Source organism: Pedobacter sp. FW305-3-2-15-E-R2A2 (assembly GCF_038446955.1).
Classification (GTDB): Bacteria; Bacteroidota; Bacteroidia; order Sphingobacteriales; family Sphingobacteriaceae; genus Pedobacter.
Genome location: NZ_CP151803.1, coordinates 6,618,844 through 6,636,448, shown reverse-complemented (window position 1 = coordinate 6,636,448; position 17,605 = coordinate 6,618,844). Strand labels below are relative to the sequence as shown.

General features: G+C 41.0%; 15 protein-coding genes. 6 read left to right on the top strand and 9 right to left on the bottom strand.

Annotated features, from left to right (window positions below; genetic code table 11):
• Positions 1 to 176 precede the first annotated feature (176 nt).
• The 4 genes from AAFF35_RS26940 to ileS form a co-directional block, all read right to left on the bottom strand.
• Positions 177 to 881: an SIMPL domain-containing protein gene (locus tag AAFF35_RS26940; protein ID WP_342329570.1), complete on the bottom strand. Its 705-nt coding sequence runs from the start codon at positions 879 to 881 to the stop codon at positions 177 to 179.
• A 206-nt stretch (positions 882 to 1,087) separates the two neighbouring features.
• On the bottom strand, positions 1,088 to 1,690 hold the full coding sequence (locus AAFF35_RS26935; RefSeq protein ID WP_342329569.1) for a lipoprotein signal peptidase: 603 nt from the start codon (positions 1,688 to 1,690) through the stop codon (positions 1,088 to 1,090).
• Complete coding sequence (locus tag AAFF35_RS26930; protein WP_074612970.1) at positions 1,690 to 2,073, bottom strand: TraR/DksA C4-type zinc finger protein; 384 nt, start codon at positions 2,071 to 2,073, stop codon at positions 1,690 to 1,692. Before AAFF35_RS26930 ends, AAFF35_RS26935 begins: the two co-directional genes overlap by 1 nt.
• Positions 2,074 to 2,078: 5 nt before the next feature.
• Positions 2,079 to 5,474 (bottom strand): isoleucine--tRNA ligase, encoded by a 3,396-nt coding sequence (gene ileS / locus AAFF35_RS26925; RefSeq protein WP_342329568.1) that lies wholly within the window; start codon positions 5,472 to 5,474, stop codon positions 2,079 to 2,081.
• 196 nt (positions 5,475 to 5,670) lie between these two features.
• Between ileS and AAFF35_RS26920 the strand changes: the two genes are divergently transcribed.
• Entirely contained in the window at positions 5,671 to 5,916 is a 246-nt protein-coding gene (locus AAFF35_RS26920; RefSeq protein ID WP_342329567.1) for an isoleucyl-tRNA synthetase, read from the top strand.
• An 80-nt stretch (positions 5,917 to 5,996) separates the two neighbouring features.
• Here the strand turns inward: AAFF35_RS26920 and AAFF35_RS26915 are convergent, their stop codons facing one another.
• The gene (locus AAFF35_RS26915) at positions 5,997 to 8,381 is read right to left on the bottom strand and encodes a phospholipase C, phosphocholine-specific (RefSeq protein ID WP_342329566.1); all 2,385 of its coding nucleotides are present in this window, start codon (positions 8,379 to 8,381) and stop codon (positions 5,997 to 5,999) included.
• 225 nt (positions 8,382 to 8,606) lie between these two features.
• On the opposite strand from AAFF35_RS26915, the gene AAFF35_RS26910 reads away from it, so the two are divergent.
• Positions 8,607 to 10,052, top strand: coding sequence for a PQQ-dependent sugar dehydrogenase (locus AAFF35_RS26910; RefSeq protein WP_342329565.1), 1,446 nt, complete (start codon positions 8,607 to 8,609; stop codon positions 10,050 to 10,052).
• Here AAFF35_RS26910 and eboC read toward each other — a convergent pair.
• Positions 10,045 to 10,938, bottom strand: a complete 894-nt coding sequence (gene eboC / locus AAFF35_RS26905) for a UbiA-like protein EboC (RefSeq protein WP_342329564.1) — start codon at positions 10,936 to 10,938, stop codon at positions 10,045 to 10,047. The two genes, AAFF35_RS26910 and eboC, sit on opposite strands and share 8 nt — an antisense overlap.
• A gap of 514 nt (positions 10,939 to 11,452) precedes the next feature.
• Between eboC and AAFF35_RS26900 the strand changes: the two genes are divergently transcribed.
• Positions 11,453 to 11,686 carry a thioredoxin family protein gene (locus AAFF35_RS26900; protein WP_342329563.1) on the top strand — a complete coding sequence of 78 codons (234 nt, stop codon included), beginning with the start codon at positions 11,453 to 11,455 and terminating at the stop codon, positions 11,684 to 11,686.
• Positions 11,687 to 11,815: 129 nt separating this feature from the next.
• On the opposite strand, the gene AAFF35_RS26895 is transcribed toward AAFF35_RS26900, so the two are convergent.
• From AAFF35_RS26895 to AAFF35_RS26885, 3 genes are read right to left on the bottom strand one after another with little or no spacing between them, the layout of a single operon-like run.
• Entirely contained in the window at positions 11,816 to 12,250 is a 435-nt protein-coding gene (locus tag AAFF35_RS26895) for a cytochrome c (RefSeq protein WP_342329562.1), read from the bottom strand.
• Between the two features lie 6 nt (positions 12,251 to 12,256).
• Complete coding sequence (locus tag AAFF35_RS26890) at positions 12,257 to 13,555, bottom strand: PQQ-dependent sugar dehydrogenase (protein WP_342329561.1); 1,299 nt, start codon at positions 13,553 to 13,555, stop codon at positions 12,257 to 12,259.
• A 40-nt stretch (positions 13,556 to 13,595) separates the two neighbouring features.
• Positions 13,596 to 14,741, bottom strand: a complete 1,146-nt coding sequence (locus AAFF35_RS26885) for a glycoside hydrolase family 88 protein (protein WP_342329560.1) — start codon at positions 14,739 to 14,741, stop codon at positions 13,596 to 13,598.
• Between the two features lie 410 nt (positions 14,742 to 15,151).
• Here AAFF35_RS26885 and AAFF35_RS26880 point away from each other — a divergent pair, with 410 nt between their 5' ends.
• The 3 genes from AAFF35_RS26880 to AAFF35_RS26870 all read left to right on the top strand — a co-directional run bounded on the left by AAFF35_RS26880 (position 15,152) and on the right by AAFF35_RS26870 (position 17,576).
• A complete protein-coding gene (locus AAFF35_RS26880) occupies positions 15,152 to 15,973 on the top strand; it encodes an ATP-binding protein (protein ID WP_342329559.1) in 822 nt (273 codons plus the stop codon).
• A gap of 167 nt (positions 15,974 to 16,140) precedes the next feature.
• Positions 16,141 to 16,452 carry a helix-turn-helix domain-containing protein gene (locus AAFF35_RS26875; protein WP_342329558.1) on the top strand — a complete coding sequence of 104 codons (312 nt, stop codon included), beginning with the start codon at positions 16,141 to 16,143 and terminating at the stop codon, positions 16,450 to 16,452.
• Positions 16,453 to 16,472: 20 nt separating this feature from the next.
• A complete protein-coding gene (locus tag AAFF35_RS26870) occupies positions 16,473 to 17,576 on the top strand; it encodes a DNA alkylation repair protein (protein ID WP_342329557.1) in 1,104 nt (367 codons plus the stop codon).
• Positions 17,577 to 17,605 lie beyond the last annotated feature (29 nt).

Here is a 17,605-nt window from a genome sequence, read left to right as displayed (position 1 = left end):
TGTAAATAACAAAAAACCTACCAAAAAATATTGGTAGGCTTTTTTTAGGCAATCTTAAAGCGCTAATAATCGCTTTTTAGCTATGTTTAAGCAGTATAACTGAAGAATATATTTTTGATGTTGATTCGCTTTTAAGGACTGTTCAACCTGTAAACTGTATATTCTTACGGCCAGTATTATTTGATCTCAAACACAGTATTCATTGTGTAATTCAATTTGATTTTCTTGAAATCAATTTCCGGAGCTGCTCCGCCCATTGCATCTGCACTTTCCGCTTTCATCATCATTACGTTTGCACGGTACATTGGCTGAGGGTAAGACTCGTTGTTTAATTCCTGAATGTCGATGATGCTTCCCAATTGATTGCCCAATGCTTCTACTAAATAAGCTGCTTTTGCTTTCGCTGCCTGAAGTGCTTTGATTTTAAGCTCTTTTTTTAAGGCTTCGATCTTAGAGTAGTCATAGCTATCGATATTGGTATAAGCCACACCTTTTGGGTCTACTGAACCGATCAGCTCATTCCATTTGTTCAGGTCAGTTACTTTTAAGCGGTATTGTTTGCTTACTAAGAAGTCAGGATTTTTCTTTTTCTCTGCAATGCTATAACCAGATACATTGTTGATGGTTAAGTTTTCTTTTGCGATACCTGCATCCTGAATCGCTTTATACAGCTGACTTTCCAGGGTAGTGATTTCTACTTTTTTCTTGCTGTTGTTGTCTTTTAAATATTCTTTTAAAGAGATGCTGATATAAATGATATCCGGAGTAACTTCCGTTTCTGCAGATCCGCTAACACTTATCTTTTTTCTCAGATCTACTTGTTGAGCCATGGCACTTAAACTAAATAAGGCAACAAAGGCAAGGGCAAATAACTTTTTCATAATGTTGATTTTTCTTTTGTGTATTTGATAAGAAGATGTAAATATCAGTCCAATTCCATATTCCAGGCATAACAATTTACAGATTATTTCTTAACTGCTTCATTATTAGGGTTATTTTCTGCGAAAAATAGTTATGAAATTTTGACTGTAAATAAAAAAGTCCGCAAAGCAAACACTTTACGGACTGTTGTTTTTTTCAGTGATCCTTAGTCTTCGACGATCTCGTTATTTGGACCGATCTCTTCTTTTACCTCTTCCTTAAAGTAAGTTTTCTGGTAGATCAGGATGATGACCACCCCAACAGAGATCGCTGCATCAGCGATGTTAAAAACAGGTCTGAAGAAGATAAAATCTTCGCCTCCCCAGATGGGTACCCATGATGGGAAATTACCCTGCAGGATCGGAAAGTAAAACATGTCTACTACCCGACCATGAAACCAGCTCTCGTATCCGTAGATCTTTCCATACAGTACAGAGTCAATGATATTGCCCACTGCACCGGAAAAAATCAATGCCACATTCAGGATCAAGCCCCTGTGGTATTTTTTCTGAATCAGATAATGTAATGCATACCCAATTCCTGCTACTGCCGCTATTCTGAATAAAGAAAGAGACAGTTTACCGAACTCTCCGCCAAACTCAAGGCCGAAAGCCATTCCATTGTTTTCCGTGAAATGAATAATAAACCAATTGCCGATGATCTTAAACTCCTGACCAAGGTACATATTGGTTTTAATCCAGGTCTTTAATACCTGGTCTGCCAGCAAAACAAAAAAGATAATCAGTAAAGGTTTTGTATATCCCTTCATTAGCTTTGCTTCATTTTAGCTTCCATGCTTAACGTCGCATGCGGAACTGCACGAAGACGTTCTTTTTGGATCAGTTTACCTGTTTCACGGCAAATACCGTAAGTTTTATTTTCGATACGTACCAATGCAGCTTCGAGATTCTCAATGAACTTTTTCTGACGGGCAGCCAGTTGGTTCAATTGTTCTTTTTCTAAAGTAGCAGAACCATCTTCCAAAGTCTTATATGTTCCTGAGGTATCTTCAGTTCCGTTAGAGTTGGGGCTACTTAATGAGCTGGTTAGAGAAAGAAATTCTTCTCTGGCCATACGTAATTTTTCCTGAATTAATTCTTTAAACTCTTGAAGTTCACTATCAGAATACCTTGTTTTTGCAGCTTTTTCCATAATAATTATTGTTTTGCTATCGAAATATGTAGTTCAACATCGTCGATTACGATTTTGTTTCCATTCTCTAAATTATCTATTAAATTAATTTTATCCGCTAAGATTTCCGAACAAATGTATGTTTTATTTTGTGCTACTGCATTTGCGATCAAATTATCGTTTTGTAAAGAGACGGTAATCCTATCGGTAACCTCAAAATTCAATTCCTTTCTCAGATTTTGGATTCTATTGATCAGCTCGCGCGATAAACCTTCCTGTTTTAGCTCATCTGTAATCGTAACATCCAATGCTACAGTTAGATTTCCTAAATTGGTGACCTGCCATCCCGGAATGTCTTCCGCAATGATCTCCACATCAGCCAGCTGAACAACGTATGCCGTTCCCGGAATCTGATATTCTCCTGCAGCTTCAAATCCCGCAAGTTCTTCCTGACTCAGGTTATTGATCACCTCGGCTACCAATTTCATATCCTTGCCTACTTTCGGACCTAAAGCCTTAAAGTTTGGTTTGATCTTTTTCTTAATGAATCCCGCAGCATCAGTGATATATTCGATATCCTTGATATTGGTTTCCGAAAGAATCAGCTCTTTTACCAGTTCCACCTGCGTTGCAAATTTCTGATCCAGTACCGGAACTAAGATTTTTGCCAATGGCTGACGAACATTGATGCTGCTTTTCTTACGTAAAGAAAGCACCATTGAAGAAATGTTTTGTGCCAGTTCCATACGCTCATTCAGTTCCTTGTCGATCAATGAAATATCCGCTTCTTTCCATAACGTTAAATGTACAGATTCAACCGTATTATTATGATCTGCGACAGATAAATTCTGGAATAACCAATCCGCAAAGAATGGTGCTACCGGTGACATGATCTGTGCGATACTTGTCAGACACGTATACAACGTCTCATAAGCTGCTTTTTTATCTGCTGTCATCTCTCCCTTCCAGAAACGGCGGCGGGATAAACGGATGTACCAGTTGCTTAAATGCTCGTCTACGAATGCTTGAATTGCCCTTGAAGCCTTAGTTGGCTCATAAGCCTTATAACTCTCATCTACCTCTGCGATTAGCGTCTCTAATAAAGACAAGATCCACCTGTCCAGTTCACTGCGTTCCGCTACCGGTGTTTCATTGTGTTCGTCGATGACAAACTTGTCGATATTCGCATATAATGCAAAGAAGGAATAGGTATTGTAAAGCGTTCCGAAAAACTTACGGCGTACCTCATCGATACCATCCAGGTTAAATTTAAGGTTGTCCCATGGAGAAGCATTACTGATCATATACCAACGGGTGGCATCTGCACTGTAAGTATCTATCGTAGAAAAAGGATCAACTCCATTGCCTAAACGTTTAGACATTTTGTTGCCGTTCTTATCCAGTACTAATCCATTGGAAACTACATTTTTAAACGCAACTCCGGGATTGCCCACTCTTTCATTGATGGCTTTAATCTCCTCGCTGGATTCACTTAACATCACCGCAATGGCATGTAAAGTAAAGAACCAGCCACGGGTCTGATCTACACCTTCAGCAATGAAATCTGCAGGATACGCATTTTCAAACTCCTCTTTATTTTCAAAAGGGAAATGCCATTGTGCGTAAGGCATCGCACCACTGTCAAACCAGACGTCAATCAGATCTAGCTCACGGATCATTCTTTCTCCCGTAGAAGAGGTCAAGATCACATCATCCACATAAGGACGGTGCATGTCTTTCAACTCAAAACCGGCTTCCATAAAACCTGCAGTTACAGATTTTTGAATCTCTGCATTCAGTTCTTCAATTGATCCGATACATTTCTCTTCCTGACCATCAGCGGTACGCCAGATCGGAAGGGGAGTACCCCAATAGCGGGAACGGGATAGGTTCCAGTCTACCAGGTTCTCCAGCCAGTTGCCAAAGCGTCCTGTTCCGGTTGCTTCGGGTTTCCAGTTGATGGTTTTGTTTAAAGCCACCATTTTCTCTTTTACCGCAGTGGTTTTGATAAACCAGCTGTCTAAAGGATAATAAAGGATCGGCTTATCAGTTCTCCAGCAATGTGGATAACTGTGTTCATATTTTTTAACGTCGAATGCTTTGTTGTCTTCTTTTAATTTGATGGCGATGAGCACATCTGTAGGTTTAAAATCAGCAGCTGTGCGCTCTTCGTCTGAATAGTATTCTTCTTTTACATAGCGACCGGCAAAATCAGTCACTTCAGTAACAAATTTCCCTTGTTTATCCACCAAAGGAGCTTCGTTACCATTTTCGTCTTTGACCAATACCGAAGGAACACCGTTCTCTTTGGCTACACGAAAATCGTCTGCACCAAAGATCGAAGCAGTATGCACGATACCCGTACCATCTTCTGTGGTTACAAAATCACCAGGAATAACGCGGAAAGCATTTTTTTCCAGGTCCTCATTCGTCACATAAGCCATTAGCTGATGATAGTGCAGGCCTACCAGGTCTTTACCTTTAAACTCGGCAGCTACGGTCCATGGGATTAATTTGTCACCCCCTTTATAGTCTTCAAAAGAAAGGTCTTTCGCATCTGCTTTGAAATGTTTCGGTACCAGGTCTTTCGCCAATACTACGCTGACTGGCAGGAAGGTATAAGGGTTGAAAGTTTTGATTTTCACATAAGTGATCTTATCTCCAACTGCTAAAGCACAGTTAGAAGGTAAGGTCCATGGTGTGGTTGTCCAGGCGATGATCGCTGTTTCTTCTTTTTCATTTTCAAAAAGCTGGCCCATCAATGGATGTTCCTGATCCTTTTTAAGAAAAAACTGAGCAGTGATCGAAGTATCTTTCAGCATCTTATACGTGCCCGGCTGGTTCAGCTCATGAGAGCTCAATCCTGTTCCTGCGGCAGGGGAATAAGGCTGTACCGTATAACCTTTGTACAAAAGACCCTTGTTGTAAAACGACTTTAAGATCGACCATAACGACTCGATGTACTCATTTTCATAAGTGACATACGGGTTCTCCAGATCTACCCAATAGCCCATTTTCTCCGTAAGGTCGTCCCATACGTCAGTGTATTTCATTACCTCCTCACGACAGGCTGTATTGTATTCTTCAACGGAAATCTTCTTTCCGATATCTTCTTTTGTAATGCCTAACTTTTTCTCTACTGCCAGCTCGATAGGTAACCCATGTGTATCCCATCCGCCTTTGCGTTTTACCTGAAAACCTTTTAAAGTTTTATACCGGCAAAAAATATCTTTAATGGCACGTGCCATTACGTGGTGAATCCCAGGCATTCCATTTGCGGAAGGCGGGCCTTCATAAAAAGTAAATGGGTTCGATTTTGAACGTGTAGAAATGCTCTTCTCAAAGATGTTTTCCGCTTTCCAAAAATCAAGTATCTCTTTTCCTATTTTAGCTAGTTCCAGTTGTTTAAATTCCCTATACATCAATCAAGTATCTCCAAAAAATTAAGGATGCAAAGTTACGTTTTTTGAATTAAAAATTGTAGTCTTATCATCATCATCTTGACGATGACCTTTGCAATCCAGATTTTATTATAAATCAGGATCGTAAAATAGGAAAAAAAATAGATTTGGAGTGGTTTTTGTTGCTTAATTGTTAATCCTTTAATGACCTCCTGTGATGATAAAAGTATTGAAACTTCAGAAAGCGGTGATGGCCATTGTATTAGGCATCATTGCACTTATTGCTTATAAAGTGATGGATGTAAAGCACCTGGAATCGAGCATTTATATGTTGGAATTCGCAGGGCTTTTATTTGTAACCGGGGCATTGCTATTTCTATATCCGGTATTCTTTGCTAAAAAAGATAAAGATGGGAATGTGGAGCTCGATCCGGAACAACAGGAAGAAGGAACAATAGAATAACAGGTGTTTTCAAAAAAAGAACGCGGAAGAAAAACACCGCAATGTTTTCCTTCCGCGCAAGGAACAGATCTTCCGTTATTTTATAATACTCCGCCCATATATGGGTCTGTGATTCCTTCTTCGCCGGTTTCTACATGGCCTGCATATTGTTTACTAAATGCCTCGTAACCCTTGATCTGAAGGCTAAAGTCATACCAGGAAGCGCTTTTCTGCAAATCAATAATGATCTTCACCTTACCTTTGGCAGATAAGGTGATGTCCTTTGTTTTATTCTTTTCGTAAGTATTGTCCTTAAGGGTAAGCTGTAGTTCTTTTGTCCCTTCATTTTCAAGGATCAACTGAACGTTCCCGGTTAATTTTTTTGTCAGCATTCCCGAAGCTTCATATTCACAACGGATTTTCAATGCAGGATCATTTTTGTTTCCTTTAAACTGACGGAAAAATCCATTCGGACCACTGATACACAAATGATAATGCTCTTTTTCAAAATCTGCCAGTTTCAGCGTATCGCCGATCTTATCGCCGGCGCTGAGGGCATAGGACCATGTTTTTCCTGGTTTTCCCTGATAAAGCGCAGGACTGTACATTAGGAATGGAGTCCCTACAGGAACCAGCTTCTGTCCAAAGTTTCCTTTTCCAGATTCAAAGTCAACCTGAATGGTCTGTGTTGCAGCATTTAGTGCTGCTTCTGCAAAGGGCTGATAAGGAAGTGCACAAGCAGGGCGTGTTCCTTTTTCCTGCTGCGGCATGGCTGAAGGAGAATTAGGATCAAAAGCCGGATGGGTATTGATTTGTTTAATCTGTTCTGGTGTTAGAGGATCAGGTTTTACCTGAGCAGGTTTGTTTTTGGCATTCTGGATTCCCGTAATCACAGCCTCTCTTTTTAAGGGGCTAACCGGATTGGACTGATCTGCTTTGGCAGGCCTGAATACAGAGGTCAGGTCTCCGCAGATGCTCCTTCTCCAACTGCTGATCGTACTGCTTTTGATCTTTTTGCCGGTCTTTTTACCCAGGAAATTTTCCAGAAACATCAGGCAGGACGTATGGTCAAATACCTGGGAATTTACATACCCGCCTTTACTCCATGGAGAAGCGACCAACATGGGTACGCGGTATCCGAGTCCAATTGGACTGCCTTTTTTCGATTCGTAATCAGCCGCAATATCAATCTTATCAGAGACTTTTCCTGTGGAAGCATCTCCGGGCTTAGGAACGACATAAGGAGGAATGTGGTCAAAATAACCATCATTCTCATCATAAGTCAGGATGAAAATCGTTTTCTTCCATACTTCCGGGTTTTTGGTCAGGATGTCTATGGCTTCAGAAACATACCAGGTGCCGTATAATGGAGAGCTCGTATGGTCAGAGAATCTTTGTGGAGCAACCAGCCAGGATACGGTAGGCAGCTTTCCATTGTCTACATCAGAGCGGAACTGGTGGAAAATATCGTTTTTAGGGATGTTTATGGTTTGCTGTTTTCCCTGATCATCAGTAAATGAAAACGGAGCGAGCTCCAGGTAATTTTCAGGGGCATTGATATTGGTTGCAAAGGCTTTGTCGATCAGGTTTTTCTCGCGATCTGTTAGCTTGTTGTATTTTTCTGTTACTTCTGCAGCAGTTAATGCGGGCTTGCTCGATTGATCTCCGTTTTTCCTAAAGTATGCAGAGAGTTTAACGTTATAGCGTTTTACATATTCGATCGCATTGTCGCCATAATTTCCCAACCAATCGTCCACAGTATCTCCCTTTAAATCGGCGGTCCAGATCTCGTTCTGGTAGATTTTCCAGCTGACATCGTTGTCCTCCAGCAATTCAGGGAAAGTTTCCCAATCTACATAGGCATTCTCACGGGATTCTGCCTGAGAGTTATTAACCGCAGCAACAGAGGTCCCGTTTTGTTCCGGGCGGATTGTTCCACTCCAGAAAAATAAGCGGTTAGGGGTCGTTCCGGTTAAGGAAGAGCAAAAGTTATGGTCACATATGGTGAAGGCATCAGCCATGGCATAGTAAAAAGGCACATCGGTACGGTCGTAATAACCGAGGCACATATGTGATTTTACCGGCACCCATTTGTCGTAATTTCCATTGTTACGCGCTGCGAGCTGATCAGACCAGGAATGTGGAAGGCCACCTTGCCAGGTGATTTTAGTCTTATTGATGTCGACATGAAAAGGGGCAAATGTTTTTCCTTCCGCGTCTTTCTGAAGCCATACCTTGTTCTGGTCAGGAAGGGTAAAGGTTCGGGGGTCATTAAAGCCACGGACACCCTTTAACTTTCCAAACATATGGTCAAAAGACCTGTTTTCCTGCATCAGAAAAACAACATGTTCGGCGTCATAAAATGTAGATCCCGGGTCGGCACTGATGGCCATCGCCTTTTGGATAGACATTGGAATAACATTAGGGAGTCCGGCGGCCCCGGATAGCAAGGCTGCCTTTTTTAAAAATGATCTTCTTGAATCCATTGTGTTGGTTTGTGTGTATGTTCAAATGTAACAAGATTGAAGATTAAAAATAATTTTTTGAGATGAAAATAAAGGCAATGATGCTTAAGATGTTACCCTACGCGGATTGATCATCTTCGCTTAACATTTTTGATCAGATTACTTAACCATACGGGTAGATCCTGACCTGATTTATTCACATTTTTATGCTATTTTACAGCTTTAAACACCTAAACTAAATTTCTTATGATAAAGTATCTTGGCGGGGCGCTGGTCATTGGCGGAGTATTGACTTCAATTTTGAGTCCTGAAGACAAAACGGCTGTACGGCAGTCAAAACCAATGGCTGTTAATGGCAATCATTTCCTGGAAGAAAAAGCAGCACTGAACTATCGGAATTATTGCGGTGGTTGTCATGGGGAAAAGATGGATGCTTTTGTGGACCGCCAATGGAAACATGGAAATACAAAAGAGGATCTTTTTAAAGCGATAAAGAATGGATATGCGAATGAAGGAATGCCTGCCTTTGATTCGACATTTACGGATAAAGAGATCAGAGAACTTTCAGATTACATCATTAAAGGAATAAAAAATGTCGACCGGTATGGTGCAGGAAAGAAACCTGTCAGCAATATTTTTAAAACAGAAGAACTGACCATTCGCCTGGATACGGTTGCAAAAGGGCTGGATATTCCATGGGGAATGGCCTTTCTGCCTGGCGATGAGTTGCTGGTCACGGATCGCAATGGCAAATTCTACAAAGTGAAAAAAGATCAGTCTTTGCAATCCATCAGTGGAGTTCCGGAGGTCCTGGCAAAAGGGCAGGGAGGGTTGATGGATGTGGTCCTTGATCCTGCTTTTGCCAGCAATAAGTTTATTTACCTGTCGTACTCTAAATTTAAAACCGAAGATGGGAAGGTGTTGGCCACGACTGCAATCCTGAAAGCAAAACTGGAAGGGAATGAATTAAAGGATCAGCAGGATATTTTTGTCGCCAAGCCCTGGTCCAGAACCCAACATCATTATGGTTCCCGAATGCAGTTTGGCAAAGACGGCTATTTGTATATTGCTGTCGGGGAGCGGGGAAATGAAAAACAAAATCCTCAGGAGATCAAGGGCAATGACCTTGGAAAGATCCACCGGATAAAAAGCGATGGAAGCATTCCTTCCGATAATCCTTTTGTAAAAACCGACGGTGCTGAGCCTTCTATTTTCACTTATGGAAACCGCAATCCTCAGGGAATGACCATTCACCCTCAAACGGGTGCCATATGGGAGAATGAGCATGGTCCAAGAGGAGGAGATGAAATCAATATCATTCAGCCGGGTAAAAATTACGGTTGGCCAATCGCGACTTATGGGATCAATTATAATGGAAAGATCATCAGCAATGTTTCCGAAAAAGAGGGGATCACCGCACCTTTACATTATTGGATTCCTTCAATAGGACCCAGTGGGATGGCCTTTGTTACGGGAAGCCGTTATAAGGGATGGGAAGGAAACCTGCTTACCGGTTCTTTACGTTTCGAATACCTGAACAGAAGTGTGTTGAAAAATAATAAAGTGGTGAAAGAAGAAATTCTTTTTAAGAATATCGGAAGGCTCAGAGATGTGAGGATGGCACCAGATGGCTTCATCTACATTGCGGTAGAATCTCCGGGCATTGTATATAGACTGGTACCGGTTAATTAACGGTAAAAGTTTTGTTTAACCATAAGGACAGCGGGAGTAAAGCGACAATGATCACTGCAATGTACCAGATGCCAAAGGCGCTGGCCCAGGCGGCATTCAATAGGATTAGCGCAATTACTCCTGCTTTTACCGATTTTCCGATGTTCTTTCCAATGGGATCATCGAGTGTTTTAAACAGGGGATTGAAAATCATCAGATAGAAAGGAATCACAAAGACAATGGTAAGCAGGAAGAATCCTTTGCTATGCGCAATGAAGAGGATACAGGCAATGACAAAAGCATAAAGGAATGCAGCAAGATAAAGTGTCCCTTTACTTTTTTCATTTCCTTTTCTTCTGTTGATGATGGTCAGCGAGGCAATGTATACGATGGGAATGGTTGCAATCACCAGCCACCATATTTCCGGGTAGCGAGAAAATATGCTTACCCCTAAAAGCAGGTTCAACCCGCGACAGAGGCCCATATTGATCGGGCCGGTGACGGTCATGTGCTTAGACCATTTATCGTAAGTGAGTGCTGCAATCATAATCAGACTGGCAAGGGCCAAAGCGGTCAGGTTAACCATTGCTGCTGTCATAATGCCGATGGTAAAACAGATTCCGCCAAATACAGCAGCATCTTTTTTGCTGATGCTCCCGCTGGGAATAGGGCGGTCTGGCCGGTCTTTTACATCTCTTTCGGCATCGAATACGTCGTTAAAAATAACCCCTCCACTGTATAAACCTATCGTAGAAATACAAAGCAGCAGAATGGGGAATAGATGTTGGATCTCAAATTCTGTCGTTAAAAAATAACCTGAAATGGCTACACCAGCAAGGACATCAGCAACAGAGGTCACCAGATTTGCCGGGCGCATGATCTTGATATAAGCCAGTTGGTTCGTCAAGGAATTTAAGTTTAAAGCAGATTTTGTTAATAAATAACGACTATCCTGCAGTATAACAATAAAAAGCAGGTTTAGGTTGGTATTTAATTACAAATAAACATATAAAAACGCTATTTGTTACTTTAACCGGCCTTTTCTTGTGTATTTTTCATGTTAAGCTGGACCATTGATTGGGAAGGATTTAACTGAATCCAGGCAAACTCAAGGGTCAATACAGCATACGTCCGGCTTTTACTGCTAAAACCTGGACTCAGCGCGGCCTTACTGTAGACTAGAGATGGAATCAATACAGCAATTAGCGTATCTTATACTTGATTTTAGCAGAAGAAATGTGGTTTAATGAGGCTGAGCTAAGTTTTGTCCCTGTTGTGATTATTTTCCCTTGTATTCTTTCTAAGGATCATATCTGGACCATCAGTTTTATTAAAAACTGGATGATTTATGACAGATCAGTTTTTATAAACTTTGTCCTAATTATTAACATAAGCAGATTTATCATTTAAACTTTAATAAAATGGCAAAATCAATTTTTTATCACGCAGGCTGCCCTGTATGTTTAAGTGCAGAGCAGGAAATTATAGCCCTTATTGGCGAAGACAAAGTAGAGGTAGTTCATCTTGGAGAAACAAGTAACCGGATTGAAGAAGCTGAAAAAGCAGGCGTAAAATCCGTGCCGGCTTTGCTTACCTCATCAGGGAATGTATTGCACCTTAATTTTGGCGCTTCCATGGCAGATGTAAAAGGATAATTCCATTCCGTAAAATTGCTCAGGTACTGATGATAGCTTCGGTAGCCTGGGCTTTTTTATTAAATCATCAAAAATAACCTCAGTATTAACTTATGGATGCCATCCTGAACAAATTTATCCTTTAATCAGTTACTTTATCTTTGATCGCAGGGCTTTTACTTCCGGAGCAGTAATCGCAGCGGCTTTATTGCCAAAGCTATTTCGGATATAGGTCAGCACGTCTGCAATTTCCTGATCCTTGAGGATGTCCAGTTGCGGCATGGGATTGGAATAGGTTTCCCCATCAATTTCCAGGCTTTCATTGGAACCATTGAGAATAATTTTGATCAGCCTGCTTTTATCTCCAAGCACATATATAGTTTTACTTAAAGGAGGGTTGAGATTGGGTACACCTCCACCATCTGACTGGTGACAGGAAGCGCAAAATTTCGAATAGACCTTTTTCCCTTCCAACAGTTGATCTCTTGCAACATTGGGAGTTGATATCGCTTTTTTTACTTTTTGAGCTTGCGTAAATAAAGCGAAAGGAAGTACGAACAGAACGGTTAGGAGGAACTTCTTCATGATATCTTATTTTCCGTTATATAAAATCCGGTATACCGTGCCTTTAACATCATCAGTTACATAAAGAGAACCATCTGGTCCCTGTGCCAGTCCGCAAGGGCGATGTTTGGCATCCCGGGGCGACATTATCTGATCTGTTCCGGCAAAGCCATCAGCAAATATTTCCCACTCTCCAGTCGGTATTCCATCTTTAAATGGGGCAAAGACGACGTAAAATCCTTCCTGTTTTTCGGGAGTCCGGTTCCAGGAACCATGAAAAGCGATAAAAGCACCATTCCTGTATTTCTCAGGAAACTGATTTCCGGTATAGAATAGCAGTCCGTTGGGAGCAAGATGACCGGGAAAAGCTAATGCCGGATTGATATATTCCTTGCTGCCTTCTTTTTTACCATCGCCTCCATATTCAGGTGCTTGTATGTTTTTCTTTTGATACTGGTCATAATAGACATATGGCCATCCGGCATTGTCTCCTTTTTTGATCATATACAGGCATTCTGCAGGAAGCAGGGCGGATGTTTTTTCGTCATAAAGATCCGGCCAAAGACCATTGAGCTGATCACGGCCATGTTGCATGACAAATAAAGTGTTGTTTTGTTGATTCCAGTCTAAACCTACCACATTTCTTATACCTGTAGCATAACGAACGCCATCGCCATAGCTTTGGTTGAGCTTGTTCGCTTTGAACTGCCATATCCCTCCGGCAGAATCTAATATCGGGCAACCCTTAATCCCGGGAGAACCAGGCGTTCGGTCTTTATGCTGACAAGAATTGGAATATGCACCAATGTTGACATATATATTACCTGAATTGTCTAAAACAATTGACTTGGTATCATGCTGCCTTCCTTTTTTTAATTTAGTGATCAGCTTTGCTGGATTATTCTGATCCAACACCTCATTTTTTTCGTTCAATTGATAACTGAAAACTTCGTCATTTGAAGAAGCATACAATAGGTTGTCTTTTAGGTAAAGGCCGGTTCCGCCGTAATTTCCAAAGCCACTTTGCTCGTCCATCCGGCCGTCGTTATTTTTATCCTGCAGGTAAATGATGCCTTTCTCTTTAACAGGTTTCGCGAGCTTTACATAGAGGTTCCCTTCTTTGGTCACCACAATATGTCTGGCTTTGCCAATGCTATCGGCCACCACTAAGGCTCCAAATCCGGAAGGGAGTTTTAAGCCTGCGTTATCGGCATCTGTTTTTGGCGGATGAATCTGTCTGCCTGCGGAAGGATTATTTTTAAAAGCATATAAGGAGCAGAAAATTCCGGCACTGAGTAACGGAATGATCATTAGTTTCTTTATCATAGTATTGGCTTGTCAATTTTATAAGATGCTTGCGGTTGGTTTAACGCAATAATGCCGTTGCGCACCATAGAATTGGCGCTTGTCCATGTAGGTCGCCGGTATTGCGCTTCCGGTCCAGGTAATATTGACGGTCGTTCTTCTTATTTGTCCCTTCACATACGTCAGTAACTTCCGCGTTTTCGTTGATATAAGAAACGAGCCCTAACCAGCCATTCCTGGCGGCTTTGCCATAAACCTCTTTATCCAGCCATCCGTTTTTAACACCGGTAATCATGGCGAAAGTAAACATTCCCGTTGCAGAAGTTTCCGGCCATGCTTCAGGATCGTCAATGAGTTGGTTCCACATACCATTCTTTCCCTGATATTTGAGTAGAGAGGCCATCATATCTGTATAACCTTTCATGATCCGCTCCCTGTTTGGATTCTTTTTCGGCATGGAACTCAATAGCTCTGCCATCCCTGCAGCCATCCATCCATCTCCTCTGCCCCAATAGAAAGGAACATCCGGAGCATGGTAAAATAAGCCGTTGGGTTTTTGAAGCTGATCTAAATAAAACACCATTTCTTTTGCTGCCTGATCAATGTATTTTTGATTTCCCGTTGCGCGGAATGCCTGTGCCTGTAATGCAGTAATCATATACATATCATCAATCCACAACCTCGTTTGCCAGGTATAACCCTGTTTATAAAACTCATGCGATTCCTCCTTTACACGCGGCCCTTCGGGTGGTCCCCATTGTTTCTCAGCGATAGAAATCCCAAGGTCGAGGTATTTTTTATCCTTTGTCTGGAGATATAATTCCAGAGGTACGGAACCAAAAACACAATAATCCACATGATCAGGCACTGGGATCATCTTTGATTCTACTCCAAATAAGGGTTCAAAACGTTCCGCAAGATTCTTCGTTAGCTGTTTATTTCCACTGGCTTTAGCGAAGGTCAATGCGCCGTACCAGGCACAGGATTCGGGATAGGTGATCACCCTTGGTGGTGTGGACTTGCCAAAATTGGTATGCGGCGTAACTACAAAATGATCGGCCACCCTGGTTCCTATCTCTTTCGGAGAACTGCTCTTTGGCCAGTTTTTTAAATCTGCAGATGTTGACTGGGCCTGTAGCAGACCTGTTCCGGAAAAGAAGAAGTAAGATATAAGACCGGTTATACCTAAGAAAATATTTTTATTCATGGGGATTTAGCTGTCTGATGATAAACATCTATGGTGATATTTACCTGTTTAGGTATTTAAAGTTAGCTTTTATTTGATTTTCGGAAAATGGAGAAAGGTGTAGTATCTGCTTAATTTGTTGATTTGATAGAATTATCGGCTATTCTTGTTAATATGGTTTACTAATTAGCTAAATTGGAACAGTATTTTTAATTCAATAATTATTCAATTGCAGTAATGCCAGCGATAAAACAATAAGTGATGAAAGATTCCTAATTTGTAAATAACAATTACACGCTGCTGAAACCTTCATGATCTTACAGTTTAGCGTACAAAATGAACTATTGAGATCCTGATCGCTTCGTAACCTTTAAACCGGGCTGTGAGCTCTTGATACCCTTTGAAAACCAATAACAACCAAATATATTCCGATGAAAAAGTATTTCTCTCTCATTTTAATCATTACACTGTCTTTGCAGCTGAAAGCACAACATAGCCTGTTGAAACTCTGGGAAACTGACAGTGTTGTAAATCTTCCTGAATCTGTTTTACCTGATTTGAAAGGTAAAGTGCTATATGTATCTATTATGGGAAATAACCCAAATGATAAGGACGGAATTGGCGGGATTGGAAAAATAAAACCTGACGGCAAAGTGATCGACCTCAACTGGATTTCAGGACTAAATTCCCCGAAAGGCCTGGCCACATTTGGCAACCTGATGTATGCTGCGGACCTGACCGATGTGGTGGTGATTGACATTGCCAAAGGAAAAGTACTTCGCAAAATTGCGATAGAAAACACCAAATTTCTGAATGACATTACGGTGAGCGACAAAGGCATTGTTTATGTCTCGGATTCCAGAACTAAAAGAATTTATAAGATTGAGAATGATGTTCCTTCCATATACCTGGACAGCATCAATGGGGTAAATGGCTTAAAAGCAATTGGCGAAGACCTGTATATCCTTGGTGGGAAAAGCTTTTTGAAAGCCGATGCAGACAAGAAGATCAGCAAGATCGCAGAATTGCCAAATGGAGGAGATGGTCTGGAGCCGATCGGAAATGGCGACTTTCTCTGTTCCAGCTGGGGAGGATATGTATATTATGTTTATGCCGATGGGAAAATCGATCTTTTACTCGATACTCATTTAGAAAAGAAGAATACTGCGGATATCGGATATGATCCAGTGAAAAAGATCGTCTACATCCCTACTTTTTATAAAAAGACGGTCATGGCTTACCAGTTAAAATAAACCTTTAGCAAATCCTGGAACTTATCGTTTCAGAACATTATAGCGACAACAATTGTTCGGTATTTTTAGTGCAGAATCTATTGGTTTCTATTTTGGTGATCATTTCCAGTAATATTGAAAAACAATTGCTTCATGGACGGTCTTTTTCTGATAAACGGTTTGTTAACATGCTTCACTTCATTCATTTTAATCTGTTGGATCAGGAGAAAGTGAGTGTAGAGGGGATTTCCTCTCGTTTCCATATTTCTGAAACCTATTTTAGTAAATATTTTAAAAGAAATGCTAATGAAAGCTTTCGCGATTATATCCTCAGATCGAAGTTGAAAATCGCAGAAGCCCGTGCAGCACTAACCTCCAATTCATTTAAAGAAATCGCAAATGAACTGGGGTTTACGGATAGTAGTCATTTGAATAAAATGATGAAAAAGTATTACCACCGGGGAATGCGCGAAATCAGAAACAAAGTAACCGCAGCTTAACGACATTAAAAAAAACGATTATGAGTAGCCTTCTTAAAGACATATATTCCCCGGCATTTTACGATAGATTATCTGATGTCCTTCTGCAAACCGTTCCTTCTTTTGATAAAGAGAAATTTATCAGTCAGATCTTTGATAAAGATTTTGAAAATAAAGAACTAAAGGCAAGGATGAAGCATACGGCTCAGGTATTACATCCCTTTCTTCCGGAAGACTATGGGAAAAGGGTAGACCTGCTTTTTGATATCATTACCGGGTTACGGAAAAACAACAGCGGAGAAGACGGACTGGCATTTATGTTTCTTCCGGATTATATAGAGACCTATGGAATGAATGATTATGAAAACTCTGTGAGAGCGATTGAATTCATTACCCAGTTTGTGAGCTGTGAGTTTTCCGTAAGGCCTTTTATTCTGAAATATGGTGATCGGATGCTAGCGCAGATGACGGCATGGTCCTTTCATGAAAACCATAAGGTAAGACGTTTGTCGAGCGAGGGTACAAGGCCGAGACTGCCATGGGCGATGGCTTTACCTGAGCTTAAAAAGAATCCAGCTCCAGTTTTACCACTGTTGGAAAACCTGAAAAATGATCCTTCAGAATGGGTGAGAAGGAGTGTGGCGAACCATATCAATGACATTGCCAAGGATAATCCGGATATTGTTATTGAGATGGCAAAACGATGGAAAGGGTTGCATAAAGAAACGGATGCCATCATCAAGCATGGTTCCAGGACATTGCTGAAGCAAGGACATCCGGAAATATTAAAACATTATGGCCTGGAGAGTAAAGACATTCAGATCACTGAATTTAAGATTTCAACGCCGGTAACTCCGATTGGGGGTGATTTGCATTTCTCTTATTACCTCCACAATCAGGAACAAAAAGAACAAACCATCCGCTTAGAGTATGGATTGTATTACCGGAGACAAAACGGCAGCTTGTCAAAAAAGGTATTCAAGATCAGCGAGAAAGTCTACCAGGCAAATGAAAAAGTAAAGATATCGCGGAAGCAAAGTTTTAAATTGATCACGACCAGAACGTTTTATCCCGGGTTACAACAATTGTCGGTGATTGTGAATGGAGAAGAGAAAGAGATCCTGGATTTTGAACTTAGCCTGTAATTTGAATTTGGGCAATAATAAAATATCAG

Coding starts and splice junctions, on each gene's coding strand:
- AAFF35_RS26920 (WP_342329567.1), top strand. CDS start 5,671: ATGATAAAAGTATTGAAACTTCAGAAAGCGGTGATGGCCATTGTATTA.
- AAFF35_RS26870 (WP_342329557.1), top strand. CDS start 16,473: ATGAGTAGCCTTCTTAAAGACATATATTCCCCGGCATTTTACGATAGA.
- ileS (WP_342329568.1), bottom strand. CDS start 5,474: ATGTATAGGGAATTTAAACAACTGGAACTAGCTAAAATAGGAAAAGAG.
- AAFF35_RS26885 (WP_342329560.1), bottom strand. CDS start 14,741: ATGAATAAAAATATTTTCTTAGGTATAACCGGTCTTATATCTTACTTC.
- AAFF35_RS26915 (WP_342329566.1), bottom strand. CDS start 8,381: ATGGATTCAAGAAGATCATTTTTAAAAAAGGCAGCCTTGCTATCCGGG.
- AAFF35_RS26875 (WP_342329558.1), top strand. CDS start 16,141: ATGCTTCACTTCATTCATTTTAATCTGTTGGATCAGGAGAAAGTGAGT.
- AAFF35_RS26930 (WP_074612970.1), bottom strand. CDS start 2,073: ATGGAAAAAGCTGCAAAAACAAGGTATTCTGATAGTGAACTTCAAGAG.
- AAFF35_RS26890 (WP_342329561.1), bottom strand. CDS start 13,555: ATGATAAAGAAACTAATGATCATTCCGTTACTCAGTGCCGGAATTTTC.
- AAFF35_RS26880 (WP_342329559.1), top strand. CDS start 15,152: ATGAAAAAGTATTTCTCTCTCATTTTAATCATTACACTGTCTTTGCAG.
- AAFF35_RS26900 (WP_342329563.1), top strand. CDS start 11,453: ATGGCAAAATCAATTTTTTATCACGCAGGCTGCCCTGTATGTTTAAGT.
- AAFF35_RS26910 (WP_342329565.1), top strand. CDS start 8,607: ATGATAAAGTATCTTGGCGGGGCGCTGGTCATTGGCGGAGTATTGACT.
- AAFF35_RS26895 (WP_342329562.1), bottom strand. CDS start 12,250: ATGAAGAAGTTCCTCCTAACCGTTCTGTTCGTACTTCCTTTCGCTTTA.
- AAFF35_RS26935 (WP_342329569.1), bottom strand. CDS start 1,690: ATGAAGGGATATACAAAACCTTTACTGATTATCTTTTTTGTTTTGCTG.
- AAFF35_RS26940 (WP_342329570.1), bottom strand. CDS start 881: ATGAAAAAGTTATTTGCCCTTGCCTTTGTTGCCTTATTTAGTTTAAGT.